The following is a 26,139-nucleotide window of genomic DNA, read 5'->3' on the forward strand; positions in this document are numbered from 1 at the left end:
GGGCTCAGTCCTCGTCCTCCGGCTTTCCCGGCACCCGGCAGCAGTACTCCAGGAACAGCGCGGCGCAGATCAGGGCCACGCACGACACGAACGAGCCGCCCGCGATCAGCGCGTCCTGGCGCGGCTTCGGCAGGTCGAGCAGGTTGAGCACGTGCAGCACGAACCCGGCGAACACCCCGCCGAAGACCGCCCCCGCGTACGCCGTGGCCTTCGCGAGAGCCGCCAGGCGGGCGACGGCGAGCGGCTCGACCGGCTTGGTGTCGGGCTTGCGGAGGATCCTCGCGCGGGTCAGCCAGCCCGTGTACGCCTCGCCGATCGCGAGCAGCAGCACGGTGGGGATCGCCGTCCATGGGACGGTCGGCAGCCCGGAGTAGGTCTTCTGCAGCAGACCCCAGGTGGCGAGCGCGAACACGACGACCAGGCCGACGAGCACGCCGGGATTGCTGGGCTTCACAGGGGGCTCCTCGTCAGGCCGGGGGTTCCAGGGCGAGGTCGCGGCGGAGCCGTACACCGCTCTGGTCGAGATCGGCCAGCAGGGCCGCGACGGACCCGCGCCCGGGGAGGACCGCGGCCGGGTCGGCCTGCGCCCAGGGGACCAGCACGAACGCCCGTTCATGCGCCCGGGGATGCGGCAGGGTGAGCTCCGGGTCGTCCGACATGAGGTTGCCCACCATGATCAGATCGACGTCGAGCGTCCTCGGCCCCCAGCGCTCCGCGCGCGTGCGGCCGAAGGCGTTCTCGATGTTGTGGGCCCGGTCGAGGAGCGAGCGCGGGTCCTGCATGCCCTCGGCGATGACCACGGCGTTGAGGTACGGATCCTGCTCGGGGCCGCCCACCGGATCGGTCTCGTACACCGGTGACACCGCCACGAAGGACAGCCCCGGCGCGTCGAACATCGCGTCGAGCGCTCCCTGGAGGTAGTCGATCCGGCGGCCCAGGTTGCTGCCGAGCGCGAGCACGACCCTCATGCGCGACCCCTTCTGATCGTCACCACCACGTCGTCGAACGGCAGCGGGATGGGCGCAGCCGGTTTGTGCACGCTGACCTCCGCCTCCTCGACCAGGTCGTAGGCCAGGCAGACGGACGCCAGCCGGTCGGCCAGGGTCTCGATCAGGTTGACCGGCTCACCCTCGACGACCTTCACCAGCTCGACGGCGAGCGCGCCGTAGTCCACCGTCTTCGTCAGGTCGTCGCCCGCGGCGGCCGGCGCGGTGTCCAGGAACAGCGTGACGTCCACGACGAACTCCTGTCCCAGCGCACGCTCGGCCGGAAGGCAGCCGTGCCGCCCTCGGGCCCGCAGGCCGGCGAGCCGCACGGTGTCGGCGCGCCTTCCGCGCCCGGTCACGACTCGTCTTCCTCGTCGTCGTCGCTCTGCAGCACGGGAGAACCGTGGTAAAGCCAGAGCCGCCAGCCCGCCGGGGTCCGCACGAACGTGTTCGTCGCGACCACCCGGCCCGCCGCGAAGCCCGGCTCGTCGGTGTCGGCGGCCGTGAGGATGTTCTCCGCGCAGGTGAGGACCGCCACGTCGCCCAGGACCATGGTTTGCACGTCGGTCAGCACGAACTGGATGTACGGCGTGTTCGCCATGATCAGCGCCCACGAGCGGAGCACCTCTGACCGCCCGCTCAGCATCGGCCAGCCCGGGTGGACGCACATGGCCACCCGATCGGCGACGTCCTCGATCCAGATCTCCGACATCTTGTCGAGGTCGGCGCTCTCGATCGCGTTGTAGAACGCCTGGTTGAGCTCCTCAATGACCTTCATCGGCGTCCCTCGTCGGCGTTCTGTCCGGCATGTCCTTTATCGGCTGCCCGCCACGCCGCCGCGACACGCACGGCGTCGGCGTTGGGCCCGACCTGGTGCACCCGCACGCACCACGCGCCCGCTCTCGCGGCCAGCGCGGTGACCGCCAGGGTCGCGTCGTCGCTGCCGCTGAAGGGCCGCGGGGTCCCCTCGGCGTCCGCCAGCAGGCGCCCCAGGAAGCGCTTCCTGGACGCCCCGATGATCAGAGGGTGGCCGAGCTCGGTCAGCCGGCCGATGCCGGCCAGCAGAGCCCAGTTGTGCTGCGGCTTCTTGGAGAAGCCCAACCCGGGGTCGAGCACGATCTGCTCCTCGCTGACACCCTCGGCCAGCACCGAGTCGACCCGCTTGCGCAGCTCCTCGGCCACCTCGACCACGACGTCCGCGTAGATCGCCCGGCTGTCCATGTCGCGGCTGTGCCCGCGCCAGTGCATCACGACGTACGGCACGCCGGTCGCGGCCACCACGCGCGGCATCGCCGGGTCGGCCAGGCCGCCGCTCACGTCGTTGACGAGCTTCGCGCCGGCCTCGACGGCGACCTCGGCGACCTCCGCCCGCATGGTGTCCACGCTGACCGTCACGCCCTCCTGGGCGAGGGCGCGGATCACCGGCTCGACGCGGCGCAGCTCCTCCTCCAGCGAGACCCTGGCGGCCCCGGGGCGGGTCGACTCGCCGCCCACGTCCACGATGTCGGCGCCCTCGCCGACCAGGTCGAGGCCGTGCCTGATCGCGGTGTCGAAGTCGAACCACTCGCCGCCGTCGGAGAACGAGTCAGGCGTCACGTTGACCACGCCCATGACGAGGCAGCGCCCGGGGTCGGGCATTCCCGGCACGCGTCGTGTGGTCATCCTTCCTCCTCGCCTGCGGCTCGTCGGCGAATGACCGCGGTCTCCGTATCTATTCGCTCACTCGCTTCGCTTGCGTAGTCAAGCCTAGTGCCGCACCCGGCAAGATTCGCCCGGGAGGACGGGGCCGGCCGGGCGCGGTAAAGGCGGCAGGGTCAGGCGACACGAGGCGCGAGACCGTCAGCCGCGCAGGATGAGCGACATGGCCTCGGCCCGGGTCGCCTCGCTCGTACGGAAATCGCCCCGGACGGCCGACGTGATCGTCTTGGCTCCGGGCTTGCGGACCCCGCGCATGGTCATGCACATGTGCTCGGCCTCGATCACCACGATGACGCCACGAGGTTCGAGCACCCGCATCAGCCCGTCGGCGATCTGCGACGTCATCCGCTCCTGCACCTGGGGGCGGCGGGCGTAGACGTCCACCAGCCTGGCCAGCTTGGACAGGCCGGTGATCTGCCCCTTCTCGTTGGGCGTGTAGCCGACGTGGGCGACGCCGTGGAACGGCAGGAGGTGATGCTCGCACATGGACATGACCTCGATGTCCTTCACCAGCACCATCTCGTCGTGGTCGGCGTCGAACATCGTGGTCAGCGCGTCCTCCGGCTGCTGCCCGAGCCCGGCGAACTGCTCGGCGAAGGACCGGGCCACGCGGGCCGGGGTGTCCCGCAGCCCGTCACGCTCCGGATCCTCGCCGATCGCGATCAGGATCTCGCGAATGGCCTTCTCGATCCGGGCGTGATCGAACTGCGGCGAAGGCGGGAGCGCCATGGTCAGGCCTCGTCCCGCTGTGGCGCCTGGTCGTTTACCCACGGAGCCGGGCCGCCGGCGGGCAGCGCCGCCGAGCCGTTCCCGTTCGCCCGCTCCTTCGGCGTGATCACCGGAGGACGGTCGGACGGGAGACGCTTGCCGTACCCCGCGTAGGAGGGGCGCTTCTCCTTGGTGACCACCGGGGAGAAGATCTGCAGGACCTGCTCCCGGGAGATCGTCTCCTTCTCCATGAGCTCCAGGACGAGGTTGTCCAGCACGTCGCGGTACTGGACGAGGATCTCCCACGCCTGGTCGTGCGCCGACTCGATGAGGCGGCGGACCTCCTCGTCGATCGTCGAGGCGATCTGCTCGGAGTAGTCCCGCTCGTGACCCATCTCGCGACCCAGGAACACCTCGCCGTTGCCGCTGCCGAACTTGCGCGCGCCGAGCTTCTCGCTCATGCCGTATTCGGTGACCATGCGGCGGGCGATCGAGGTGGCCTTCTCGATGTCGTTGGACGCACCCGTGGTGGGCTCGTGGAAGACGAGCTCCTCCGCGGTGCGGCCGCCGAGCAGCATGGCGAGCTGGTCGTTCATCTCCGACCGGGTCGCGAGGAACTTGTCCTCCATCGGCAGCGTCATCGTGTAACCGAGCGCGCGGCCCCGGGACAGAATCGTGATCTTGTGAACCGGGTCGGAGTTGGGCAGCGCGTGGGCCACCAGGGCGTGGCCGCCCTCGTGGTAAGCGATGATCTTCTTCTCCTGGTCCGACATGACCCGCGACTTGCGCTCGGGACCGGCCATCACGCGGTCGATGGACTCCTCGAGGGTGTTCATCGTGATGAGCTTCTGGTCCTGGCGGGCGGTCAGCAGGGCCGCCTCGTTGATCACGTTGGCCAGGTCCGCGCCGGTGAAGCCGGGGGTCCGGCGGGCGATCACGTCGAGGTCGACGTCGGCGTCGAACGGCTTGCCGCGCCCGTGGACCCGGAGGATGCCCTTGCGGCCCTCCAGGTCGGGCCGGTCGATGACGACCTGACGGTCGAAGCGGCCGGGACGCAGCAGCGCCGGGTCGAGGATGTCGGGCCGGTTCGTCGCGGCGATCAGGATCACGCCGCCCTTCACGTCGAAGCCGTCCATCTCGACGAGGAGCTGGTTCAGCGTCTGCTCGCGCTCGTCGTGGCCGCCGCCGAGACCCGCGCCGCGGTGCCGGCCGACGGCGTCGATCTCGTCGATGAAGACGATCGCCGGAGCGTTCGCCTTGGCCTGCTCGAACAGGTCGCGGACGCGGGAGGCGCCGACACCGACGAACATCTCGACGAAGTCGGAACCGGAGATCGAGTAGAACGGCACCCCCGCCTCACCGGCGACCGCCCTCGCGAGCAGCGTCTTACCGGTTCCGGGCGGGCCGTACAGCAGGACGCCCTTGGGGATCTTGGCGCCGATCGCCTGGAACTTGGCCGGAGCCTGCAGGAACTCCTTGATCTCCTGGAGCTCCTCGATGGCCTCGTCGGCCCCCGCGACGTCGGCGAACGTCGTCTTCGGGGTGTCCTTGGTGATCAGCTTGGCCCGGGACTTCCCGAAGTTCATGACCCGGGAGCCGCCGCCCTGCATCTGGTTCATGATGAACAGGAAGATCAGGACGATGATGATGATCGGCAGGAAGCTCACCAGCAGGCTGACCAGGAAGTTCTCCCTGGGCACCTCGGCGGTCCAGCCCTTCGGGGGGTTGGCCGTCTTCAGCATCTGCGTCAGCAGCACGCCCTGACCCTCGACCCAGGGTGCCTGGATGCGGTCGGTCGTCTTACCGGCGACCTCGATCGGCTTGAGGAGGGTGACCTCGACCCGCTGGTCCTTGTCGACCACGGTCGCGTTCTTGACGTTGTGCTGCTCGATCTGCTGGACGACCGTCGAGGTGTCGGCGGTGGTGTAGTTGCCGTCGCCGCTGAACATCGTGGTCACGAGCAGGAGAAGCACGACGATGCCCAGGATCCACAGCAGTGGCCCACGTGTAAATCGCTTGAGATCCATCCGTTGCGGAACCCCGGCGGGCCCGTCCCTTCCTGACCAAGGCCTGGCCCCGGTGTGACCCGGGGTCGCGGCATCCCTTGCCGCTTCTTCGTCTACCCGCGGGTAACCGTTTGGCACTCCACGGATATCCGAAGGTACACCGGGCCGCCGCGTGCGTTAACTGCCCGAGCGGCTCCGGCTTCGCCCTTCCAACGTACGTCAGGCATTCCCGTGTTCCCCGACCTGGGAGCAAATAACGCTTGACTGGAAGAGCACTTCGCTAAGGGCTTACTCCCCGCCGTAGACGTGCGGCGAGAGGGTCCCGATGAACGGCAGGTTACGGTACCGCTCGGAGTAATCGAGGCCGTAGCCGATCACGAACTCGTTGGGAATGTCGAATCCGACATACCGCACCTCGATGGGCCCCTTCACCGCGTCCGGCTTGCGCAGGAGTGTGCAGATCTCGACCGATGCGGGGCTGCGCGACTTCAGGTTGTTCATCAGCCAGGAAAGGGTCAGCCCGGAGTCGATGATGTCCTCGACCACCAACACGTGGCGGCCCGCGATGTCGGTGTCGAGGTCCTTGAGGACGCGCACCACGCCGGACGACTTGGTGCCCGCGCCGTAGGACGAAACGGCCATCCAGTCCATCTGCACCGGGACGTGCAGCGCCCGCGCGAGGTCGGCCATGACCATCACGGCGCCCTTCAACACGCCGACGATAAGGAGTTCCTTCCCGGCGTAGTCCGCGTCGATCTGGCCGGCGAGCTCCTTGATCTTGGTCTGAAGCTCTTCTTCCGGAATGAGGACGCTGGAGAGGTCCTCACCCATGTCCGCTGCATCCACCTGGGCTTTTCCTTACAAATCGGCGACGCCGAGGTTGGCGACGAAGTACAGCGTGCCATAGCGGCGGACCGCTCCCACCCCCCCGGGTAGGTGCACCGCCTTCTGGCCTCGCCACTCGGTGACCAGGCGTTCCACCTCGTCGATATGGACGGCGGCGAGCGCGGACGCCGGCGAGCCGGCCGCCACGGCCGCCCGCTGGATCACCCGCCGCCGCACGGCCGCCGGAACGTCCTCCAGGACGGCCACCGTCAGCTCCCCCTCGGGCCCCAGGGACTTGGCGTGGACCGCGGCGGCCCATTCGTCGAGGGCGTCCGCGTCGTCCCGGCAGAGCCGTGCCGTACGGGCGAGCGCCTCGGCGACCCCCGGGCCCAGGGCCGCCTCCAGGGCCGGGAGCACGTCGTGCCGGACCCTGACCCTGGTGTAGGCCGGGTCCACGTTGTGCGGGTCGTCCCACGGCCGCAGGGCGAGCGCGGCGCAGGCCGCCCTGGTCCGCGTACGGCTGACGCCGAGGAGCGGCCTCCGGTAGATGCCTGATATTTCCGGCATGCCCGCGAGCGATCTGCTGCCGCTGCCCCGTGCCAGGCGCAGGAGCACGGTCTCGGCCTGGTCGTTCAGCGTGTGTCCCAGCAGTACGGCCGCCGCTTTGTGGGCGTCGGCCGCCGCGGAGAGAGCCGCGTAACGGGCGTCGCGGGCGGCGGCCTCGGGACCGCCCGCCCTGCCGACCGTGACCGTCAGGACCTGGGCGGGATCCAGGCCCAGCGTGGGCGCGAGCCGTACGACATCGAGGGCGCGCTCGGCGGAGCCCTCCTGGAGGCCGTGGTCGACGGTGAGCAGCCCGGCCCGCAGGCCCATCCTGGACGCGGAGAAGCCCAGCGCCGCGGCCAGGGCCAGCGAGTCGGCCCCTCCGCTGCAGGCGACGAGGACGAGGTCGCCGGGCGCGAGATCCGCGAGCGTCAGCCGTACGGCACGGCGGACGTCGGCGACGGCGGGATGTGGGCCCATGGGGCCATTGTGTCCGGCCTGCGCGTGATCAGGCGCCAGGGGGGTTGAGCGCCTGGGTGCCGAGGACGCGGCCCATCCAGGCGTGCGGGTCGGCGATCTCGTCACGGCTCGGGAGCGAGTCGGGAGACGTCCAGACCCGGTTGAAGCCGTCCATCCCGGCCTCCTCCACGACCGTGCGGACGAATTGCGAGCCCTCGGCGTACTGCTTCATCTTGAGGTCGATGCCGAGCAGGCGCCGGATGAGCTGGTCGACCCGCGAGCCGCCCTGCCTCCGGCGCTGGAACTTCGACCGGATGTCGGCGACCGACGGCACGACGGACGGCCCGACCGCGTCCATGACGTAGTCGCCGTGCCCCTCGACCAGCGTCATCACGGCGGTGACCCGGTCGAGGACGGCCTTCTGCTCCGGGGTCTGGATGGCCTCGATCAGGTTGCCGTCGCCGCCCTTGAAGGCGTCGGCGACCGCGTCCGAGGCGGCGCGGAGGCGCTCCAGCAGGGTCGCGAGATCCATGTCGGAGGCGAGGAGGAACTCGGTCATCTGGCCCCGGACGTACTCCCGCAGCCAGGGGACTCCGGTGAACTGCACCCGGTGGGTCTCCTCGTGCAGGCAGACCCAGAGCCGGAAGTCGCGCGGGTTCACGCCCAGCTCGCGCTCCGCGTGCACGATGTTGGGCGCGACGAGGGTCAGCCGACCGATCGGGGCGTTCCCGTCGGGGTCCGGCGGGAGGAACAGTTCGTACTGCCCGAGCACCCGCGACGCGAGGAACGCCAGCACCGCGCCCACCTCGACGCCGGTGATGCGCGACCCGACGGCGCCGACGATCGCCGGCATGTTCGACATCTTGTCGGTCAGCGGCTCCAGCACCACGCGGAAGCCGTCGACGTTGGCGCGGATCCAGCCGGGCCGGTCCACGACGGTGGCGGCCTCCGGCGGAGCCGAGTCGATGCGGGTGAACTCCCGCACGTGCCCCTCGGCCTCCCGCGAGAGCTGCCGAAGGTCGGCGACCGCCTGCCTGGCCTCCTCACGGCTCACCTGTGGCCCGGGGCGCACAAGGCGAACTCCGGTCGCGACGGCCAGATCCCAGTCGATCACCTGCATACTCACCACCGTACGTGCTCGACGCCCAGCTCGCGCGCCCCCCTTCCGCGTGATCATGCAGAGATTCCTCGCCATGCCGTACGGCCTGCGGGCTCGCCCCACGTGATCATGCATGGATTCCGCGACGTTCCTTACGGCCTGGGGAAACATTTCGCGTGATCATGCGATCACGTCCAGATGCCAGATCACGAAGAACGAAGCCGCAGATGGAGAGGCATCGCGAGGAATCCATGCATGATCACGCGGTGGGATGAGGCAGGTGAGAACGCCTCGGCGGGAACCTGTGCATGATCACGCGGGGTTGGGGGGGTCAGCTGCGGGCGACGATCGCCGCCATCTTGTCCAGCACGGCTATCGCCCCCGGCGGGTTCGTCACGTCGTCGGCCATGAAGGCGAAGGTCAGCAGCCGGCCGTCGGCCGTGTAGACGATGCCCGCCAGGGTGTTCACGCCGGTGAGCGTGCCCGTCTTGGCGCGGATCACCCCCGCTCCCGCCTCCGAGTCCGCCTTGCCGTACCTGTTGTGCAGCGTGCCGGTGAACCCGGCGACGGGCAGGCCGCTGATCAGCGAGTGCAGGCCCGGGTTCGAGGGAGAGGAGGCCGCGGCGAGCAGGCGGGCGAGGGCGGTGGGAGTGATGCGGTTCTTCGTCGAGAGCCCGCTGCCGTCGTAGACCTCGACCCCCTGATCCACGCCGAGGCGGGTCAGGACCTGGTGGACCGCCCTGGCCTCCCCCTCGAAGGTGTGCGGGAGCCCCTCCTTGATGGCGACCTGGCGGGCGAGCGCCTCGGCGAGGTCGTTGTCGCTGAGCGTCAGCATCCGCTCGACCAGCGTGTACACCGGCGGAGACTCGACCCGTGCCAACTCCTGGGCGCCCGCCGGGGCCTTGGCCGGTTTCACGTCGTCGCCGACTCTGATGCCGTACCTGCGGAGCAAAGGGACGAAGGCGTCGGCCGTGGCGCGCGGCGGGTCGGAGAACCGCGACCCGTCGGTGGCGCGGCCCTCGTCCATGGTCAGCGCGGCGACCGGGGCGACGCTGCCCTCCGGGATGTACGTCGGCTTCCACCCCGGTCCGGTCACCGGCCCGCCGAACAGCGAGGCATCGTACGACAGGTCGACCGAGGTGATTTTCGCCGCTTTCAGGGCCCTGGCCGTACGGACGGCCAGTTGGGCCAGCGACGCCGCGCGAGGGTAGACGGCGTTCTTCGACCACTTGGCGTTCTCGGCGGTCTTCGGCCCGGCCAGGGTCGGGTCTCCGCCGCCCACGAGGACGATCGAGCCGGGGGTGGCCCCCTTGACGACCGTGGTGGCCAGGCGGGCGTCGGGCCCGGCCGAGCCCAGCACGGCGACGGCGGTGACGACCTTGGTGGTCGAGGCGGGCTTGAGCGCCCTCGACGCGCGGCCGTCGAAGAGAACGCCGCCCGTCCGGGCGTCGAGCACGACCCCGGCGACGCTCTTCCCCAGCGCCGGGTCACCCATGGGGCCACCGAGCTGAGCCGTCAAAGTACCCTTGGCGGGGAGAGCCCCGTCCCCCGCCGCGGCCAGAACCGGACCCGCGGTGATCAGGGGGGTAGGGGCCGGTTCCGGAGACGCGATCGGGACCGGCATCTGGGCGGCGCCATGGGTGATCCAATAGACGCCCGCGACGACGACGAAGATCTGCAGCAGGGCGAGCGTGGCAACCACCACCCACCGCTCACGTCGCACCACGAGACCTCATTTCGCGCCAGGCCGAAACACGTTTACGAGACATTAACGCCAGCCCGGGAAGCCGGGGGCGTGAGCGGAGGAACCGCAGTGGAGTTCGACGTTGTCGTGGAGATTCCCAAGGGGCAACGGAACAAGTACGAAGTGGACCACAAGACTGGCCGCATCCGCCTTGACCGCCTGCTTTTCACGTCAACTCAGTACCCCGCCGACTACGGGTTCATCGAGAACACCCTGGGCGAGGACGGAGATCCCCTCGACGCGCTCGTGCTGCTGCAGGAGCCGACCTTCCCCGGATGCCTGATCAAGTGCCGCGCGGTCGGAATGTTCCGGATGACCGACGAGAAGGGCGGCGACGACAAGGTCCTCTGCGTGCCGGCCACGGACCCCCGCATGGAGCACATCCGCGACATCCACCATGTCGCCGAGTTCGACCGGCTGGAGATCCAGCACTTCTTCGAGGTCTACAAGGACCTGGAGCCCGGCAAGTCGGTCGAGGGCGCCGACTGGGTCGGGCGGGTCGAGGCCGAGGCCGAGATCGTGGCGTCGATCAAGCGGCACGAGCAAGAGGAGCACTGACCTACACCGGCCGGGTGGCGCCGACGAGGTCGCGCCGCCAGATGCTCGAAATGCGGACCACGTCCCCCGTCTGGGGGGCGTGGACCATGAGGCCCCGGCCGATGTAGATCCCGACGTGGTGGATGGTGCCGGGATTGCGGCTCAGCCGGCCGTAGAACACCAGGTCGCCGCTGCGCAGGTCCTTTACCGGCACATGCGGCCCCGAGTTCCACTGAGTGCCGGTCCAGTGGTCGAGGGAGATGCCCGCCCGCTGCCAGGCCCGCATGGTCAAGCCCGAGCAGTCGAAGCCGGAGGGCCCGTCCGCCGCCCACACGTACGGCTTGCCGAGTTGTTTGAGCGCCCACTGGGCCGCGCGGCCGCCCCTGCCGGAGGCCAGCCCTCCCGCCCATGACGGTACGGCGAAGCTCGCCCGGCGGCCGGCCCTCTGTTTTCGGGTCTCGTCCCGGGCGCGGCGCAGCCGTTCGACCCGCGATCTGGCGGCGTCGAGGCGCTGCGAGATCGCGGTCTTCTCCTTGCTGATCTGCTGAGTCTCCTTGATCTGCCGGTCGACCGCCAGCCGGGCGGCGTCCCTGGCCAGCCGTACCTGCTCGGCTGTCTTGAGCTGGTCGGCATAGGCCTGCGCGGCCTGGGTGCGCAAGATCGCGTAGACCCGCTGAGTGTCGCGAAGCTGCTCCAGCGTGGCGGCCTGTTCGCTGCTCAGCTGGCTCAACAGGCTGGCCCGCTGCAGGAAGCCCCCGACATCGCCGGAGTCCGCGACCATGGCCGCACCGGACACGGACAGGTCGAGCTGGTCGTAGTTCTGGGCCGCCTGCGCCGCCACCGTCGCGCGCACCTGCTGGTAGTCGTCCGCCGCCTGGCGCAGCCGGACGACCGCCTGCTCGTAGTCGTTCCGCGCGGCGTCGAGCTTCACCAGCTCGCCGTTGTACGCCTCGACGAGCCGCTCGGCGCCGGCGGTGAGGTCGTCCTGGCGGGCCTGGGCGACGGCGAGGTCCGCCTCCGCCTTGCCGAGCTCATGCGCCCGGTCCTGGGCCTGCTGGCGCGCCTCGGCGACGTCCTGCGCGGACGGTCTCGGCTCCGCTCCGGCGGGGCTTCCAAGGGTCAGGACGATTCCCGACCCCAGCCCGGCGACCAGGCCCGATGCTCTGAGGAGTGGCATGCTACCCCTTCCCTAACTCCACTCCCCTCAGTTCCCGTTGACTACTCTCCGTACACATTGAAGACACGGACAGTAATTCGGCTATGGGGTAGATCGCCCGGCATGTACGAGAAAGCCGGGACGTCCACCGTCGGAGCCGCGTGGCCTCCGGTCAGGTGGTGCCGGAGGTCGTGGGGGACGGCTGCGCGGCGGGGTTGCCCGCGGAATCCGCGGAGTCGGCGGAGTCGGCGGAGCCGGCGGGGTCGTTCCTGCGGGGTGCGGTCGCCTCAGTGGGCGGCGGACCAGCCGGAGGCCGGTCCCCCGGCGTGTCATCCCCCGACCGCCGGCCCCCGGTTCTGAAGCCGTCTCCTGGGTGCCGGTTACCCGGCGCACCCTCCGGCCACCGATCGCCGGTTCCCGAGCTGTCTCCCGGCCTGTCACCTGCCGATCGATCGCCGGGTCTGTCCCATGGCCGCGCGTGCGCCGACCTGGTCCATGGCCGCCGGAAGTGGGCGCCCGACCGGGCGGGCCGCGCCTGCGACTGGTCGGCCGCCGCGCCTTGCGGGCGCTCGGGTTGCCGCTGCGAGGTCTGCGTAGAAGGCGGAGCCGGGGTCTGAGTGGGAGGCGGAGCCGGTGCCGGCCGGTCGGGGCACTCACGCCGCGGCCGGGGATGGTGCTGGTGATCGTGGGCGTGCTCGTGCTCGTGCCCGTGCTCATGGTCGTGGTCATGCTCGTGCGGTGGCCACGGGCGCGGGCCCGGCCATCCCGGCGGCGGCCCATCCGTGGGCGTGGCGGGGGTGGGCCAGGTTGGACTCCCCGTGGGCATCTGGGACGGCGTCGGCTCGGGACCGGAGGGCTGGGCCGTCGGGCGGGTCGTCGGCTGGCTCGTGGGGCGGGTCGAGGGGTGAACCGACGGCTGGGCGGACGGCTGCGAGGGCCGTGGCGGCGGGCCGTACGGCCGGGACGGCCTCGGCCGCGGGGGAGCGGGCGCCGGGGTGGGCAGGAGAAGGGGCCGGGCGGGGAAGAGAGGCTCCGCGAGCTGCCGTGAGTCGATCCGGCCCATGGGCGAGTGGTCAGCGACGGGCTCAAGCAGCCTCTCGCCGGGCCTCGCCTTCGTCGGCGGCGGGACGCGGGGAGCCTCGCTGGCGGTCGGCAGCCCTTCCGAGGTGAAGCGGGTGACCCGCTCTCCCGGCCCATCGGCCAGTTGGGCGAACACGAGCGCCACCGTGGCGACGGCCGCGACGGCGGCGACCGCCCCCGCGACGGCCTGCGCCAGCCGGCCGTCCATCCCGGCGCCCGCCCTCGGGAAGCCGGAGGCGTCGAGCGGCCCGACCCGCTTCGCGACGTATCGCCGGTAGGGGACGAGCTCGGGGTCGATGAAGCAGCTCAGCACCCTGACACGCAGGGTCTCGGGGAGGACCACCTCGGGCAGCAGGGCGAAGACCTTGGCTTGGGAGACCTGCCTGACCCGGTGGCGGGAGCACGTCTCGCAGCGCGTGAGATGTCTGGCCACCCGCTCGCGCGCCTCGGGCGTGAGCTCGCCGGAGAGCCCAGCGAGGATCTTGGCCAACCGGTCGCATTCGTCCGGTTCCCGCCGGGCGAGGATCTCGACCGTGATGGCGTCGCGCAGCCGTTCGGTCGCGGCCTCGTTCAACGCCTCCGCGTAACGCTGCCCGGTGCCGAGCACCGACCCGAGATCCGCTCCGGAGATCCCGTGCCGGGTGGTCAGCTCCAGGACCTCGCGGTCCTCCGGGGCCAGGGCCGCCACGGCGTTCCAGGCGACGGTCCGCATCTCGGCGTCCGCGGGGTCCGCGAGCGGCGGCACGGCGGCGAGGGCCATCTCGGTGTCCACCGGCGATGACTCCCCCGGCGTGCCACGGCGCAGGCATTCGCCGTGGGCGAGGGCGTACAGCCAGACCCTGAACCTCCCGGGATCGGCCAGCGAGCCGACCAGGGCCTCGGCCGCGACCAGCGTGTCGCGCAGCGCGACCTGGGCGCCGTCCGGGCTGCCGAGCACGGCACGGCAGTATCGATAGACGCTCTCGGCATACGTGTCGTAGAGCGCGGCCAGAGCTCCCGGCTCGCGGGCCCGCAACGCGTCAACCAGGACGCCATCATTCATGTAACCAAGAGTAAATGCTTGGTAACGGAAAGCTCCACCGATTCCACCGGAACCGCATAACGCCATCGATGGCATTCGCGGTCGATCTCTTGACACTTTCCCGCACCAAGCATGATTCGTCCAATTTGGCCCGGCTTGCTGGCAACGCCAGCGTTTTATCAAGATAAATCGAGATAAATTTCCAGCGCACTCATTCGATGCCTGCCCAGACCCCCGCGAGGGCCGGGACACGGCGAGGGCTCGCCGGAGCTCCGGGGCTCCTGAAAGGGGGGCTCACCCCATCATCGAACCGGCGCCTGTCGCGACCGCCCTACTTCTCGCGAACGACGAGTCCGGCCTCCGCGCACCCCTGGGTGAGCGCCTCCAGCCCGAAGGCGTCGACCGGCCCCAGGGCGCCCTTCCCACGCACGCCGCCGGCCAGCGCGGTGACCGCTCCCCAGGCGATGACGCGGGCGGTGAAGTCGTAGGGGTCTCCTCCGTCGAGGTGGGCCGAGGCGAGGAGACGCCCTCTCGCGTCATAGGCCTCGGCGACGATCTGGGAGGAGATGCCCGGGTCGGCGGCCTGCGGCCGGTTCCCCGCGCGGAGCACCCGGTCGGCCATCGCCTCGGTGACCCGCTTCGCTCCGGGCAGGGCGGCGAGCACGGGGGTCGCCCTCGCGAGCACCCCGGCGGCCCTGGTCAGCCCGCCCAGCCAGCCGAGGTAGACGTTGACCTCGCGCAGCCCGGGGTGGGCCGGCGGCAGGGTGAAGTGCTCCGAGGCGCCCACCGAGATGCCGTGGCGGCGGCGGCCGCCCACGTTGAACTGGCGGGTCCGGCCGTTCTCACGGACGATGCGGCCCTGGCGGAAGCCGTACATCGGGTCGAGGAGGATGCCCAGCGCGGACGCCCGGGTGCCGGAACTGGCGCGCCTGGCGATGTTGCCGTTGACGAAATATCCGACGTCCACGCGCACCGCCTCGGACCCGGCCTTCCGCAGGGCCAGGGCCGCGGCCAGGTTGCCCGGCACGTAGTCGTACCCGAAGGCGGTGAGCAGGGCGGCTCCCGCGGCCGCCGCGGGCGGGCCGTACCGCTGGAAGACCCGCTTGATGAACATCGGCTCACCGGTGGTGTCGAGGTAGACGGCGCCCGCGTCGGTCGCGGCGGTGACCGCCGCCTCACCCCATCGGGCGAACGGGCCCACGGCGGAGATCAGCACGTCTCCCGGGCTGACGATCCGGCCCACGGACTCCGGACGGCCCACATCGGCGACGGCCGTCGGCACCTCGACCTGCGACGACCTGACGAGCGCGTCGAGCTTTGCCTGGTCGCGGCCCGCGAGCAGCGGCCGGGCCCCGCGGGCGATCAGGGCCTCGGCGATGAGCACGCCGGTGAACCCGGTGGCTCCGAAGAGCACGATCCTGGGGGTCGTCATGCCGTTACGGTAACCTGCCCTGGATTTCAAGATCCACATCGGGTCGGTGCCGATATCGGACATCGGAACATCGCCAGACCGCTCACCGTCGCCGATCGTGTCGCCGTTCCGGATCACTGTCGCCGATCGTTGATCGCCTGATAGCCGCGGTCCTTGGCGAACGGTTCGGTCGTCGGCGTCACCGTGTGGATCGGGGCGGCCCCGGCGAGCGCCAGCTCCTCGTACGGCTTGGCCGTGGCGCCCCAGGCCGTCGCCAGCACGTCGGTCCTCGCCACGGTGCCCCCGCTGACGCCCTCCACGGTGACGACGAAGCGCCGCCTGTCGTTGGCGCGGACGTTGTCGGCGTAGGCCGTGCCGCCGCCGAGGAGCTTGCCCGCGGCGTCCCGGAGGAGAGCGGTGACCGCGAGACTCGTGGCCGCCTTCAAGAAGGGGTCGAGGACGTAGCCCGTGACGAGGTAGGAGCCGGTCGGCAGCCGTTCCGTCGTGACGTCCGACACCGGGAACTCCAGGTAGGCCGACGGCACCCGGGTCGCCTTGTGCCAGCTGGCGCGCCGATAGTCGATCTTCACGCGGACCGGCTTGACGCCGGACAGCGCCTGGCCGGAGAAGGGCAGCCTCCCGCCCGGAGGAACCGCGTCGAGCGGCTGCTCCAGGTGGACGACCTCCTTGCCGCCGGCGTCCACGGCGCTGATCACAGCGACCGCGTTCTCACCGAAGTGGTAGCGGTTGGCGTTCCCGAGCACGCCCGCCCAGTTCACCAGATAGCCGTTGCCCGACTTCACGATCGAGGAGGTCTGCTCCTTCAGGGTGAGGGGCCGGAGATCCGCCTGGTTGTCTTCGCTTGCGCACGCCGCGGTCACCAGTCCGGCGAGGGCGAGTGCGATCGTCATTCGGCTACGTCGCGTCACGTAGCCGTCATAACCCCTGAATAGGGCGCTGAGCCCCGGGACACGCGCAACTCGTACCGGCTTTTTAACGACTGGCCTTTTGCCGGATCAGCATCCGTCCATTGAGTGTGCGGCTTTTAGCGATTTATACGGCTTTATCGTTGGCGAGTTACCCGGGCCTCGTCCCAGACGGGTTCCGGCGACTCGTAGACCCGCCCATCGGCCCCGAAGACCAGATAGCGATCGAAGTCGGCGGCGAACCAGCGGTCGTGGGTGACCGCCAGCACGGTGCCGTCGAAGGCGTCCAGACCCTCCTGCAACGCCTCGGCGCTGGCCAGGTCGAGGTTGTCGGTGGGCTCGTCGAGCAACAGCAGGGTGGCGCCGGACAGCTCCAGCAGGAGGATCTGCAGCCGCGCCTGCTGGCCACCCGACAGCGTCTCGAACCGCTGCTCGGCGATGCTGCCCGCCAGCTCGTATCGGGCCAGGGCCTTCATCGCCTCGTTCTTCAGCCGGGCGTGCTCGGTCATGACGATCTCGCACGGCGTCCGCTTATGGAGCTCGGGCCGAGCGTGGGTCTGGGCGAAATGCCCGGGGACGACCCGAGCACCGAGCTTCGCCGTACCGGTGTGCCGGATCACCTCGCCGGCGATCAGCCGCAGGAAGTGGGACTTCCCGGACCCGTTCGAGCCGAGCACGGCGACGCGCTCGCCGTACCAGACCTCCAGGTCGAAGGGTTTCATCAGGCCGGTGAGCTCGAGATTCTCGCAGATCACGGCGCGTTTGCCGGTGCGGCCGCCGCGCAGGCGCATGCTGATGAGCTGGTCCTTCGGGGCGAGCTCCGGCGGCCCGGCCTCCTCGAACCTGCGCAGCCGCGTCTGCGCCGCGTGGTAGGCGGGGGCCATGCCGTCGTTGTACGTCGCCTTCTGCTTCAGCATGACGACCAGGCGCTTGAGCTTGGCGTGCTCCTCGTCCCAGCGGCGGCGGAGCTCGTCGAGCCGCTCGTTGCGCTCCTTGCGGGCCTCGGCGTACGTCGCGAATCCGCCACCGTGAACCCAGATGTTCCCGGATTCGACGGTGACGATCCGGTCGGCGGCGTTGGCGAGCAACTGCCTGTCGTGCGAGACCAGCACCACGGTCTTGGGTGTCTCCCGGAGGGCCTGTTCGAGCCACAGCTTGCCGGGCACGTCGAGATAGTTGTCGGGCTCGTCGAGCAGCAGCGTCTGGTCTGGGCCGCGCAGGAGCGCCTCCAGCACGAGCCTCTTCTGCTCACCGCCCGAGAGCGTGTTGACCTCGCGATATTTCACGTTGTCGTACGGCGCGCCCAGGGCGGCGATCGTGCAGGTGTCCCAGAGCACCTCGATGTCGTAGCCGCCCGCGTCCGTGTAGTCGGTGATCGCCTGGGCGTAGCGCATCTGGGTCTTCTCGTCGTCGCGCTCCATCATCGCCAGCTCGGCGTCGTGCAGCCGCCCGGCCGCCTCCCGCACGCGCTGCGGCGCGACGCTGGTCAGCAGATCCTGGACGGTACGGCTGTCGCGGATGCTGCCGATGAACTGCCGCATCACCCCAAGACCGCCCGAGTGTGCCACCGAACCCTCGACCGGCTGGAGGTCACCCGAGATCAGGCGCATCAAGGTGGTCTTGCCCGCCCCGTTTGGTCCGACGAGGGCCGCCTTGACACCCTCACCGATCCGGAACGAGACGTCGTTCAGCAGCGGCCTGCCGTCAGGCAGCACATAAGTAAGGTGTCCCACCTCGACGTGCCCCACCGCGATCCCCTCCCTGATCCCTGGCGGAGGGTATCTTCCATGGCCGCCTGATCGCACCGGGTTAAATCATCGCAGCCGGCACATGCCACCTGACCACCCATGCCGCACGCGCGCCGCAGAGGGCCCTTGGGGAGGCTTGTGACCCGCAATCAGATCAAAGGACGACATAACCGTACTTTGCGACTGGTTGACATTAGATTCTCGTCCATGGCTGAGGAATCCCGGTGGCGGCGGCGCGTCGCGTGGACGGTGGCGATGGTGACCGCCTTCGGCGTGGTCGCGGTGGGGGGCGCCGGGTGGTACTACTCGGGTCTGGTCCTCGATCCCGTGCACGCCTCGGACTACCCGCTCGAAGTCATGGCCGTCAACGGGGACGAGGTCACGCTCAGGGGCGGCTCCGACACGGCGGCACCCGGAACATACGGCCTGACCTGGGCGAACGGCAACGCCCTGCTGGGCCCCACCGTCACGACCGGCCCTGGGACGGTGACCCGCAAGGTCCAGAAGGTCCTCAGAGGAGAGCTCCGCCCGGGGGTCCGCGCGTACCTCGACCGATGGTTGTGGGGCGACGGGAAGCCGTCCGCCGCCGGCGTGCCGTACACAGATGTGGAAATCCCCTCCCCGCTCGGCGGCTTTCCCGCGTGGCGGACGGAGGGCACCTCTCCGACCTGGGTGATCGCCGTCCACGGGCGCAACGCGAACCCCGCCGAGGCGCTCCGTGTGCTGCCGGCTTTCCACAGGCTGGGGATGCCGGTGCTCGGCATCACCTACCGCAACGACGAGGGCGCGCCACCGAGCCCTGACGGGAAGTTCCATCTCGGGGCCACCGAATGGGAGGACGTCGCGGCGGCCGTCGCGTACGCCAAGAGCCATGGGGCGACCGGCATAGTCCTCTACGGCTGGTCGATGGGCGGCGGGATCGTGCCCATGGCCGTACGGAAACTCCCGGACGAGCCCATCAAAGGGATCATCCTCGACAGCCCCGTGCTCGACTGGCGGTCTCCCATCGCGCTCGGGGCTCAGCAGATGGGCGTGCCGGGTTTCCTGGTCACGGTCGGCGAATGGGTCATCGAGCGGCGCACCGGCCTGTCCTTCGACGATCTCGACCACGTACGGCATGCCCGCGAGTTCAAGACCCGCGCGCTGGTGTTCGTGGACACGACCGACGCGACGGTGCCGGTGGGCCCGGCCCTGGAGTTGGCCAAGGCGAGGCCGGACCTCGTCACGCTCGTCCAGACCCGGGGCGGCGGCCACACCGGGTCGTGGAACGTCGACCCGGCCCGCTATGAAGAGGCACTGAGGACGTTCGCGTCGTCCCTCTGAATGAGACCTATCAGACCTCGGGGATCACGACGGTCATCGACGTCCGGGTCACGACGAACCCGAGCCTCTCGTAGACGTGCCTGGCCGGGTTGGTGTGCGTGACGGCGAGCCCCAGGGTGGACAGGCCGTCGGCGACGGCTCGCGCCTGCGCGGTCCTGAGCAGGAGCGCGCCCAGACCACGAGGGGCGCCGGTGGGGTGGCGGAAGACTTCCGAGATCCACGGGACGCCGCCCCTGTCGTTGATCACGACGCCTCCCACGACCTGGTCGCGGGCATCGACGGCCAGCACGCTGCAGGGCAGCAGCTTTCCCAGGATCTCACCGCGGAGCAGCGGGGCCAACTCCTCACGGAGCGCCTCGCCGCCGTCGCGCGGACGGTGATCGGGGTGTCCCGCCGGGTAGGCCGCCCGCCAGGCGGGGAAGATCTCCTCGGGCGAGCGGTCGCACGGCACGAACCGGAAGCCGTCCGGCGGGGAGGCTTCCGGGATCGGCGTCCGGCGGAGGTCACAGGACATCTCATGCGCGTGCCGGAGCAGCCGGGCTCCCCGCCTGACCAGCTCTTCGGACAGCTCCACCGGGGCCGAGACCGCCCACCCGCGCAACCGCGACATGATCGCATCGGCCGGATCGGGCCCGATCACCTCGACGAGGTCGGCCCACGGTCTGCCGTCCCTGACGTCCTCGACGTAGCTGACGGCCGGGACGCCGCCGGCGCCCACCACGATCTCACGCTTCTCGCTCACCTCCGGAGCGTCGCGCAGTGGCCTGACCAGGGGCAACCGGTTTTCCGGCAGGCCGGGCCGTACGTCCCGGAGAGCCGGATGGGGCGACGGCCTGATATCAACCGGGATATCGCGATCAATCAGGACCGGCATCGTGCGAGGGGATGACCATGCTCAGCGTGCTCACCAGCCATCTCGGCTACAACACGTCCGGGTCGAAGAAGGCGGTGGTGCTCACGCGGGAGCCTGTCATGGTCACGGCGGCCTTCCTCGTCGACGACGCCGACGGCACCAGGGTCGAGCTGGCAGTGGAGCCGGAGCTGCGGGTCGACGAATGGTCGGTCGGCACCTTTCGGCGGGTCGATTTCACGCATGTGCGGACCGAGGGGCGCTACCGCGTCGAGGTCACCACATCCGACGGCGTCCGGAGCTCCGAGCCGTTCGTCATCGGGTCGCGGCGAATCCACTACCAGACGCTGTCGGACGTCCTCTATTACTTCAAAGCGGTCCGGTCGAGCGGCGAGATCGACCGGAAGGACCGGAACGCGCGGTTCTACGGCGACGACTCGGGGCGTACGGTGGACGCCCGCGGGGGCTGGCTCGACGCGTCCGGCGACCACAGCAAGTTCCTCAGCCACCTGAACTACACCCGGATGATGAACCCCCAGCAGACTTCCCTGTGCGCGTGGGCCTTCCTGTCCGCCCGGGAGCAGCTGGCCGCGAAACACCCCGGCCTGTTCCAGACGCTCGGCGCCCGGATGCGCGACGAGGGGCTTCACGGCGCCGATTTCCTCGTGCGGTTCCAGTCACCCGAGGGCTACTTCTACACGGCGATCTTCGACGCGCTCACCAAGGACCTCGACGAACGCGTGATCAACGCCCCGTTGCGGGACAGCGTCCGTACGACGCGCTGGCAGGCCGGGTACCGCCAGGGAGGAGGAATGGCCATCGCGGCGCTCGCGCGCGCCGCCACGCTCGACGACCACGGCGACTTCACCGCGGAGGACTACTTCCACGCCGCGCACCGGGGGTTCCTCCACCTGGAGAAGCACAACCTGGACTACCTCTACGACGGCGCCGAGTCCGTCATCGACGACTACTGCGCCCTCATGGCCGCCGTCGAACTCGCCCACGCCGCCAGGACAATCGACGCCCCGGCCTCGCAGAAGTCCGCATTCGAGGCGCCTTCCGAGGAGGCCGCCGCGCGGCGCGCGCGGTCACTCATGGGGCGGTACGTCACCACCGGCAAGGGTTTCGGATGCCTTCGCGGGGACGCCGAGGGCCGGCCGTTCTTCCACGCCGCCGAGTCCGGCCTGCCCGCCGTGGCGCTGATGCGTTTCGCGGAGGTCCATCGTGACTCGGCGCTCGCGGCCGAGGCGCGCGCGATGGCGGTGACGCTCATGCGCGACGCCGTACGGCTGGCCGACGAGGTCGGCAACCCCTTCGGCTACTTCCGGCAGTACGTCCAGCCGACCGCCTCGGAGCCTCGCACGAGCTTCTTCTACCCGCACGACAACGAGACCGGATACTGGTGGCAGGGCGAGAACGCCAACATCTGCTCGATCGCCTATGCCGCCCTGCTCGCCGCCGAGCTTCCGGAGTGCGACCCCGGCCTGCGCGATCGGCTCATGCGGCTGGCCGAAGACCAGTTGCAATGGGTCATGGGGCTGAACCCGTTCGACTCGTGCATGATCCAAGGACGGGGCCGGAACAACGTCGAATACTCCACGGCGTTCCAGAACGTGCCCGGTGGCATCCTGAACGGTGTGACCAGCGGTTTCGACAACGAGCGAGACGTCGCCTTCATGCCCGCCGAGCAGGCGGCGAGCGGGGACTCGTGGCGCTGGGCCGAGCAGTGGATCCCCCACAGCGCGTGGTTCCTCCTCGCCGTCTCGGCGGTCGGCTGACGCGGCGCCGTCGACGACCCGACGCCCCCCGGCCGGGCACGGGAACACCACGTCACGGCGGGAGGCCTCGTCAACCTGAGTCAGCCCGAGTCAGCCCCGAGTCCCCGAGTCAGCCGGGGATGCGGTGCGCCCTCCAGAACGCCGACAGGTAGGCGGGCGACACCGACTGCGCGTGGGCCTTGAACTCGGCTGTCGTCGTGACTTTGTACCAATGCGCCCCGGCGTAGACGCGGAGCAGGTTCCGCATCTTGTCCGAGCCGAGCTTGCGGCGGAGGTCATGAAGGGCGCACGAGCCGTACGCGGACACGACCGTGGCATAGCGGCTCGGGTGCGCGTCCCAGTAGGCCATGGAGTTGGTGACCTTCTCCACCCGGGACGCCCATGCCACCTTTCTCCAGCAGCCGGCGCCCGTCCGTTTGAAGTACAGGTCGGTCGCATAGGCGGCGAACGCCTCGTCGAGCCACGGGCTGTCGTACTCGTCGTCACCGACGATGCCGTACCACCACTGGCGGGCCACCGCCTGAACCAGCGAACCGGTGTCGGCTCGGCTGAACACGATCCCCGGGTACGCCACACCGGGGTGTCCGCCGGTCACGGGAAACCGGTTGTCCAGCACCACGTCGATCTCGCCGTACGGGTAGGCCCCGAACTGCACGTTCGCGGCCATGGCCGATCCGGCGACGGCCGACATCGAGCCCGCGCGCTTCGCGGTGGCGGCGCTCGTCCCGTAGACGTTCACGGTGACACCCGTGGCGGAGATGCCGCGTAAAAGACTGAACGGCCCGGCGGCCCAGGCGAAGTCGCGGACGTTCGCGGCGGTGACGGTGGTGACCGTACGGCCGGCGGACCCGGGCGCGTCCACGGCCGTCCCGGTCGCGGGAACCAGCAGCGAGGCAGGGTGATCCAGCGTGACCGTGAAGTCGCCGCTCACCGTGTAGAAGGGCTGCCCGACGTGCGTGTACGGCTCGCGATGCCAGCCGGCGCCGTCACGCACGGCGAGGACGGGCAGGGCGTTTCCAAGGAAGTTGTACGGCCCCTCACGGCCGAAGCGGCCGGCGCCGGCCGGGACCCTGATCTGGAGGTCGTAGCCGATCGAGGCGCTCTGACCCCTCCTGAGCCGCTTGGCCAGGATGATCCTCAGTGACGTGCAACGGACCGTGAGCGGACCGGCCGTACCGCCCGTGACGTGACTTACAGTCACCGGCATGGCGGAGGCGGCCGTTGCGGCGGCCGGGCACCGGCCACGCGCGTTGCCCCACAGTCGCAGGTTGACGTCGCCGAGCGGATCCACCGACAGATTGGTGAAGCTGACGCTCGCGTGACCGGTCCACAGCGTGCCTGAGGCGTCACTCGAAAGGGTGACCTTGTAAGACGGGTTCCGCGGGGTGCGGATGCCGTCCAGCGCCAGCGCGGGTGGCGCCCAGCCGAGCGCGGTCACGGCCACCGCCACACCACTTGCGAGGATTCGACGCCACACAGAGATCACCTCTCCCGAGCCGCCACGCTTGTCGCTAGTAAGACGCGGATCCTCGGGCAGCCCAGATGAACGCTCGACGAACAAACGGGTAAGGCTTGAGCTCAGCTCGCCGGCCCGGCCGGGGGGGTCACCGGCCCTTGCCCAGGAAGGAACATCGCTTCTCGAACCCGAGAAACCTCTTCACCGAGCCCCATGGGGAGGTGCTGTCGGCGGTGCAAGCCTGGTCGATGCTGTTGGACACGCCGGGCAGCTCGCTCGCGGCCCGTGCGACTGCCGAGAAGTCCGCACCTGCCCTGATCTGGACTCTGAAGGACTCGGGCAGGTCCTCGGGGACTATCACCGTCAAGAGTTGAGTGTTCTTGTTATCCCTCCGGAGGTTCTCGTATGCCTGCCGCTGGTCTTCGTAGGCGACGCTCTCCACGTCGGGCCGGGCCTCGAGCGCCCGCCTGATGTTCTCCCGCTCGATCTCGGTGACCGCGCCACCCTTGCAGCCCGGCCAGAAATCGCTGTCCTTGCAGAGGAAGACGGCGACCTTGGGCCTGTCGGATGGCGCCATGACGCTCAGGGACATGGCGACGACGCCCTCGCCCTGCGGCTGCTGCGGCGGGGCCGCGAGCCGTACCACTCCGAAGACCGTCGCGGCGGCGGCCAAGGTGACGGCGGCGGTCTTGACTCGTCCTTTCCCGGTCGCCCGCGGCGCGGGCAGAGGCCGGTCATGGTCCTGTATGGTCCGCGCACGAGCCGCCATGGCGTCGCGGAGCCGATCCTCGATGCTGCTCATGCCTCATCTCCCAGTTCGCGAAGGAGCCTGGTCAGGGCTCGGGCCGTCGTCGACCTGACGGTGCTCTGCCTGACCCGCATGATCTCCGCGATCTCGGTTTCGGGCAGGTCGAGGTAGTAACGCAGGACCAGGGCCTCTCGCTGGCGTCGCGGCAACCGGCCCAGCGCGAGCAGGACCGCAGGGGCCCGGTCGTCCGTACGGCCTTCTGAGAAGCGAGCGGCGTCTCGTTAGCCGGTTGTGGGGTGCCCGGCGGCTCGTGGTCCGTCTTCTCGGTCTCAAGGCCGCGCGATGACACCCCGCACGATCGTGGTGGTCGGCGGCACCAGCGGCATCGGCCAGAGGTAGCACTACGGCTCGCCCGCGACGGCCACCGGATCATCGCGGCGGGACGCGATCCGCGCCGGACCGACGCCCTACGCGGCCACGCGGCGATGATCGGCGCTGGTCGGCATTTGCGGAGAGCCTCCCGATTTGGGTCTTGTAGGGGCGCTTGCCCGGGGCTACGATCCCGTAGCTGTTAGGAAACTTTCCTAACAGTTATTTCTGTCCCCTGCCAATCGGCCGTGAGCTGTGGCGAAGTCACCGCCGGCCTCCCTACCCCGCCTCCACACCCCCTCAGTCGGCACGCGCGCCCGGATTCACATGTCGTGCACGGCCGACGCCTGTCCCCTCGAAAGGAAGGCACGTATGAAAACCCGGCTTCTCAGCGCCCTGTTCGTGGCGCTGAGCCTCTGTCTGGTTGCAGTCGGCCCCTCTCCCGCGTCGGCGACGTCCAGCGTCGTGCTCGCCTACGCCGCGTGGGCGCCGAACACCTCCTACGCGGTGGGCGCGCGAGTGACCTACAACGGCGTCGACTACGAGTGCCTCCAGGCGCACACCTCCCTGACCGGCTGGGAGCCCCCCAACGTCCCCGCGCTGTGGAAGCGGCTCGGGACCGGTGGCGGCGGTGGCGGCGACACGACCGCACCGAGCACGCCCACCAACCTGCGGGCGACCGGCACCACCTCCAGCAGCGTGTCGCTGGCGTGGAACGCCTCCACGGACAACGTCGGCGTGACCGGCTACCAGATCTTCCGCAACTCGGTACTCGTGGACACCACGACGGGCACCACGTACACCAGCGGCGGCCTGGCCTCGAGCACGACCTACAGCTTCACGGTGAAGGCGCGCGACGCGGCGGGCAACCTGTCGGCGGCCAGCAACGCGATCTCGGCCACCACCGGCACCGGCGGCGGAGGCGGCGGCACCGTCACCGCCGACCAACTGCTCGCCAAGGTGACCAGCTGCAGCCAGATCTCGAACGGCAAGTACAAGACCGACAGCGACGCCGGCACGGCCACGGTCCCGGTCTGCAACAAGACCGGCGCGGTGTTCTGGAAGGCCGACATGGACATCGACTGTGACGGTGTCCGTACCACGCAGTGCAACGAGAACACCGACTGCTGCTTCCTGCCGGACACCGCCTGCCACACCAGCGGCGGTTCCCCGCTCAACGCCGCAGGCCTGCCGTACGTGGTCGTGCCGAGCTCAAGCAGCATCTGGAACTACACGACCAAGGGAATCGGCTGCAACACGGTCGTGGCGGTGATCTACAACGGGAAGATCGAATACGCGGTGGTCGGTGACACCGGGCCGACGCAGATCATCGGTGAGGCGTCGTACAAGACGGCCTCCGACCTCGGGATCAACCCCGACCCGAGCAACGGCGGCACCGACAGCGGCGTGACGTACATCGTCTTCACCGGCTCGGGCACCAAGGTCTCCACCATCGAGAACCACACCCAGGCCGTGACCCTCGGCCAGCAGCTCGCCCAGCAGTTCATCAACAACAACTGAGCGAGTCCGAGCACTGATTAGACCCGTCTGAGCACGTCCGTCGTGGCCCCCCCCCCCCCGGGGGGGGCCCCCCCCCGGTTGATGGCGGTAAAAGGCCCCCAAACCCGACACCCGACGCGCCCCGCGGGTGATCCGGGGAGGGCGGTG

General features: G+C 69.9%; 24 protein-coding genes. 4 read left to right on the top strand and 20 right to left on the bottom strand.

Annotated features, from left to right (window positions below; translation table 11 throughout):
• Nucleotides 1-4: 4 nt before the first annotated feature.
• The 11 genes from ABH927_RS31635 to dacB form a co-directional block, all read right to left on the bottom strand.
• Nucleotides 5-454, bottom strand: a complete 450-nt coding sequence (locus ABH927_RS31635) for a DUF3180 domain-containing protein (RefSeq protein WP_370027685.1) — start codon at nucleotides 452-454, stop codon at nucleotides 5-7.
• A gap of 13 nt (nucleotides 455-467) precedes the next feature.
• Nucleotides 468-968: a 2-amino-4-hydroxy-6-hydroxymethyldihydropteridine diphosphokinase gene (gene folK, locus ABH927_RS31640; protein WP_370027687.1), complete on the bottom strand. Its 501-nt coding sequence runs from the start codon at nucleotides 966-968 to the stop codon at nucleotides 468-470.
• The gene (gene folB / locus ABH927_RS31645) at nucleotides 965-1,345 is read right to left on the bottom strand and encodes a dihydroneopterin aldolase (protein ID WP_370027689.1); all 381 of its coding nucleotides are present in this window, start codon (nucleotides 1,343-1,345) and stop codon (nucleotides 965-967) included. Before folB ends, folK begins: the two co-directional genes overlap by 4 nt.
• Nucleotides 1,342-1,764: a nuclear transport factor 2 family protein gene (locus ABH927_RS31650; RefSeq protein ID WP_370027690.1), complete on the bottom strand. Its 423-nt coding sequence runs from the start codon at nucleotides 1,762-1,764 to the stop codon at nucleotides 1,342-1,344. The genes folB and ABH927_RS31650 overlap by 4 nt, the downstream gene beginning before the upstream one ends.
• On the bottom strand, nucleotides 1,761-2,648 hold the full coding sequence (gene folP, locus ABH927_RS31655) for a dihydropteroate synthase (protein WP_370027692.1): 888 nt from the start codon (nucleotides 2,646-2,648) through the stop codon (nucleotides 1,761-1,763). The genes ABH927_RS31650 and folP overlap by 4 nt, the downstream gene beginning before the upstream one ends.
• Before the next feature lie 177 nt (nucleotides 2,649-2,825).
• Nucleotides 2,826-3,413 carry a GTP cyclohydrolase I FolE gene (gene folE, locus ABH927_RS31660; RefSeq protein WP_370027694.1) on the bottom strand — a complete coding sequence of 196 codons (588 nt, stop codon included), beginning with the start codon at nucleotides 3,411-3,413 and terminating at the stop codon, nucleotides 2,826-2,828.
• Nucleotides 3,414-3,415: 2 nt separating this feature from the next.
• A complete protein-coding gene (gene ftsH / locus ABH927_RS31665; RefSeq protein WP_370027696.1) occupies nucleotides 3,416-5,419 on the bottom strand; it encodes an ATP-dependent zinc metalloprotease FtsH in 2,004 nt (667 codons plus the stop codon).
• Nucleotides 5,420-5,686: 267 nt separating this feature from the next.
• Nucleotides 5,687-6,244 carry a hypoxanthine phosphoribosyltransferase gene (gene hpt / locus ABH927_RS31670; protein WP_370027697.1) on the bottom strand — a complete coding sequence of 186 codons (558 nt, stop codon included), beginning with the start codon at nucleotides 6,242-6,244 and terminating at the stop codon, nucleotides 5,687-5,689.
• A gap of 12 nt (nucleotides 6,245-6,256) precedes the next feature.
• A complete protein-coding gene (tilS, locus tag ABH927_RS31675; protein ID WP_370027699.1) occupies nucleotides 6,257-7,246 on the bottom strand; it encodes a tRNA lysidine(34) synthetase TilS in 990 nt (329 codons plus the stop codon).
• Nucleotides 7,247-7,274: 28 nt separating this feature from the next.
• A complete protein-coding gene (locus tag ABH927_RS31680; protein ID WP_370027701.1) occupies nucleotides 7,275-8,345 on the bottom strand; it encodes a zinc-dependent metalloprotease in 1,071 nt (356 codons plus the stop codon).
• A 310-nt stretch (nucleotides 8,346-8,655) separates the two neighbouring features.
• Nucleotides 8,656-10,050 (bottom strand): D-alanyl-D-alanine carboxypeptidase/D-alanyl-D-alanine-endopeptidase, encoded by a 1,395-nt coding sequence (dacB, locus tag ABH927_RS31685; protein WP_370027703.1) that lies wholly within the window; start codon nucleotides 10,048-10,050, stop codon nucleotides 8,656-8,658.
• A gap of 87 nt (nucleotides 10,051-10,137) precedes the next feature.
• Between dacB and ABH927_RS31690 the strand changes: the two genes are divergently transcribed.
• Nucleotides 10,138-10,626 (top strand): inorganic diphosphatase, encoded by a 489-nt coding sequence (locus ABH927_RS31690; protein WP_261582485.1) that lies wholly within the window; start codon nucleotides 10,138-10,140, stop codon nucleotides 10,624-10,626.
• A gap of 1 nt (nucleotide 10,627) precedes the next feature.
• Here ABH927_RS31690 and ABH927_RS31695 read toward each other — a convergent pair whose 3' ends face one another.
• The 5 genes from ABH927_RS31695 to ABH927_RS31715 all read right to left on the bottom strand — a co-directional run bounded on the left by ABH927_RS31695 (nucleotide 10,628) and on the right by ABH927_RS31715 (nucleotide 17,947).
• Nucleotides 10,628-11,782, bottom strand: a complete 1,155-nt coding sequence (locus ABH927_RS31695) for an NlpC/P60 family protein (protein WP_370027705.1) — start codon at nucleotides 11,780-11,782, stop codon at nucleotides 10,628-10,630.
• A 151-nt stretch (nucleotides 11,783-11,933) separates the two neighbouring features.
• Entirely contained in the window at nucleotides 11,934-13,883 is a 1,950-nt protein-coding gene (locus ABH927_RS31700; RefSeq protein ID WP_370027707.1) for a hypothetical protein, read from the bottom strand.
• Nucleotides 13,884-14,193: 310 nt separating this feature from the next.
• The gene (locus ABH927_RS31705) at nucleotides 14,194-15,294 is read right to left on the bottom strand and encodes a saccharopine dehydrogenase (protein WP_370027709.1); all 1,101 of its coding nucleotides are present in this window, start codon (nucleotides 15,292-15,294) and stop codon (nucleotides 14,194-14,196) included.
• A gap of 113 nt (nucleotides 15,295-15,407) precedes the next feature.
• A complete protein-coding gene (locus tag ABH927_RS31710) occupies nucleotides 15,408-16,184 on the bottom strand; it encodes a hypothetical protein (protein WP_370027711.1) in 777 nt (258 codons plus the stop codon).
• Nucleotides 16,185-16,336: 152 nt separating this feature from the next.
• Nucleotides 16,337-17,947, bottom strand: coding sequence for an ABC-F family ATP-binding cassette domain-containing protein (locus ABH927_RS31715; RefSeq protein WP_370027713.1), 1,611 nt, complete (start codon nucleotides 17,945-17,947; stop codon nucleotides 16,337-16,339).
• Nucleotides 17,948-18,154: 207 nt separating this feature from the next.
• Here ABH927_RS31715 and ABH927_RS31720 point away from each other — a divergent pair, with 207 nt between their 5' ends.
• Nucleotides 18,155-19,270: an alpha/beta hydrolase gene (locus ABH927_RS31720; protein ID WP_370027715.1), complete on the top strand. Its 1,116-nt coding sequence runs from the start codon at nucleotides 18,155-18,157 to the stop codon at nucleotides 19,268-19,270.
• A gap of 10 nt (nucleotides 19,271-19,280) precedes the next feature.
• Here the strand turns inward: ABH927_RS31720 and ABH927_RS31725 are convergent, their stop codons facing one another.
• The gene (locus ABH927_RS31725) at nucleotides 19,281-20,012 is read right to left on the bottom strand and encodes a GNAT family N-acetyltransferase (protein WP_370027717.1); all 732 of its coding nucleotides are present in this window, start codon (nucleotides 20,010-20,012) and stop codon (nucleotides 19,281-19,283) included.
• Between the two features lie 143 nt (nucleotides 20,013-20,155).
• Here ABH927_RS31725 and ABH927_RS31730 point away from each other — a divergent pair, with 143 nt between their 5' ends.
• Nucleotides 20,156-21,898, top strand: a complete 1,743-nt coding sequence (locus ABH927_RS31730; RefSeq protein ID WP_370027719.1) for a glycoside hydrolase family 9 protein — start codon at nucleotides 20,156-20,158, stop codon at nucleotides 21,896-21,898.
• Nucleotides 21,899-22,007: 109 nt separating this feature from the next.
• Here the strand turns inward: ABH927_RS31730 and ABH927_RS31735 are convergent, their stop codons facing one another.
• The 3 genes from ABH927_RS31735 to ABH927_RS31745 all read right to left on the bottom strand — a co-directional run bounded on the left by ABH927_RS31735 (nucleotide 22,008) and on the right by ABH927_RS31745 (nucleotide 24,329).
• Nucleotides 22,008-23,375: a M1 family metallopeptidase gene (locus tag ABH927_RS31735; protein WP_370027721.1), complete on the bottom strand. Its 1,368-nt coding sequence runs from the start codon at nucleotides 23,373-23,375 to the stop codon at nucleotides 22,008-22,010.
• Nucleotides 23,376-23,502: 127 nt separating this feature from the next.
• Nucleotides 23,503-24,156: a permease-like cell division protein FtsX gene (locus ABH927_RS31740; RefSeq protein ID WP_370027723.1), complete on the bottom strand. Its 654-nt coding sequence runs from the start codon at nucleotides 24,154-24,156 to the stop codon at nucleotides 23,503-23,505.
• Nucleotides 24,153-24,329, bottom strand: a complete 177-nt coding sequence (locus ABH927_RS31745) for a sigma-70 family RNA polymerase sigma factor (RefSeq protein ID WP_370027729.1) — start codon at nucleotides 24,327-24,329, stop codon at nucleotides 24,153-24,155. The genes ABH927_RS31740 and ABH927_RS31745 overlap by 4 nt, the downstream gene beginning before the upstream one ends.
• 514 nt (nucleotides 24,330-24,843) lie before the next feature.
• On the opposite strand from ABH927_RS31745, the gene ABH927_RS31750 reads away from it, so the two are divergent.
• Nucleotides 24,844-25,992 (top strand): glycoside hydrolase family 75 protein, encoded by a 1,149-nt coding sequence (locus ABH927_RS31750; RefSeq protein ID WP_370027725.1) that lies wholly within the window; start codon nucleotides 24,844-24,846, stop codon nucleotides 25,990-25,992.
• The last annotated feature ends 147 nt before the right edge of the window (nucleotides 25,993-26,139 follow it).

The organism is Planotetraspora sp. GP83 (assembly GCF_041262585.1).
Taxonomy (GTDB): Bacteria; Actinomycetota; Actinomycetes; order Streptosporangiales; family Streptosporangiaceae; genus JAOEGB01.

Excerpts from the sequence above, each read along its gene's own strand:
- ABH927_RS31730 (WP_370027719.1), top strand. The coding sequence starts at position 20,156 with ATGACCATGCTCAGCGTGCTCACCAGCCATCTCGGCTACAACACGTCC.
- ABH927_RS31650 (WP_370027690.1), bottom strand. The coding sequence starts at position 1,764 with ATGAAGGTCATTGAGGAGCTCAACCAGGCGTTCTACAACGCGATCGAG.
- folK (WP_370027687.1), bottom strand. The coding sequence starts at position 968 with ATGAGGGTCGTGCTCGCGCTCGGCAGCAACCTGGGCCGCCGGATCGAC.
- ftsH (WP_370027696.1), bottom strand. The coding sequence starts at position 5,419 with ATGGATCTCAAGCGATTTACACGTGGGCCACTGCTGTGGATCCTGGGC.
- folP (WP_370027692.1), bottom strand. The coding sequence starts at position 2,648 with ATGACCACACGACGCGTGCCGGGAATGCCCGACCCCGGGCGCTGCCTC.
- ABH927_RS31695 (WP_370027705.1), bottom strand. The coding sequence starts at position 11,782 with ATGCCACTCCTCAGAGCATCGGGCCTGGTCGCCGGGCTGGGGTCGGGA.
- ABH927_RS31680 (WP_370027701.1), bottom strand. The coding sequence starts at position 8,345 with ATGCAGGTGATCGACTGGGATCTGGCCGTCGCGACCGGAGTTCGCCTT.
- ABH927_RS31705 (WP_370027709.1), bottom strand. The coding sequence starts at position 15,294 with ATGACGACCCCCAGGATCGTGCTCTTCGGAGCCACCGGGTTCACCGGC.
- ABH927_RS31700 (WP_370027707.1), bottom strand. The coding sequence starts at position 13,883 with ATGAATGATGGCGTCCTGGTTGACGCGTTGCGGGCCCGCGAGCCGGGA.
- ABH927_RS31710 (WP_370027711.1), bottom strand. The coding sequence starts at position 16,184 with ATGACGATCGCACTCGCCCTCGCCGGACTGGTGACCGCGGCGTGCGCA.
- ABH927_RS31720 (WP_370027715.1), top strand. The coding sequence starts at position 18,155 with ATGGCTGAGGAATCCCGGTGGCGGCGGCGCGTCGCGTGGACGGTGGCG.
- ABH927_RS31750 (WP_370027725.1), top strand. The coding sequence starts at position 24,844 with ATGAAAACCCGGCTTCTCAGCGCCCTGTTCGTGGCGCTGAGCCTCTGT.
- ABH927_RS31740 (WP_370027723.1), bottom strand. The coding sequence starts at position 24,156 with ATGAGCAGCATCGAGGATCGGCTCCGCGACGCCATGGCGGCTCGTGCG.
- tilS (WP_370027699.1), bottom strand. The coding sequence starts at position 7,246 with ATGGGCCCACATCCCGCCGTCGCCGACGTCCGCCGTGCCGTACGGCTG.
- folE (WP_370027694.1), bottom strand. The coding sequence starts at position 3,413 with ATGGCGCTCCCGCCTTCGCCGCAGTTCGATCACGCCCGGATCGAGAAG.